Origin of the sequence: Rugamonas violacea (assembly GCF_016461825.1) — a bacterium.
Taxonomy (GTDB): Bacteria; Pseudomonadota; Gammaproteobacteria; order Burkholderiales; family Burkholderiaceae_D; genus Rugamonas.
The window spans coordinates 1-240 of record NZ_JAEMNU010000095.1; the positions used below are offsets into that span (position 1 = coordinate 1).

Annotated in this window: 1 rRNA gene; it reads right to left on the minus strand. The window is 55.8% G+C overall.

What is annotated here, in order from left to right:
- A 16S ribosomal RNA gene (locus H7U20_RS18410) occupies positions 1 to 240 on the minus strand; the annotation flags it as partial.

The window sequence follows — 240 nt, forward strand, 5'->3', positions numbered from 1 at the left end:
TGGGCCTTTACCCCACCAACTAGCTAATCAGATATCGGCCGCTCCAGGAGCATGAGGTCTTGCGATCCCCCACTTTCATCCTTAGATCGTATGCGGTATTAGCGTAACTTTCGCTACGTTATCCCCCACTCCAGGGCACGTTCCGATATATTACTCACCCGTTCGCCACTCGCCGCCAGGTTGCCCCGCGCTGCCGTTCGACTTGCATGTGTAAGGCATGCCGCCAGCGTTCAATCTGAG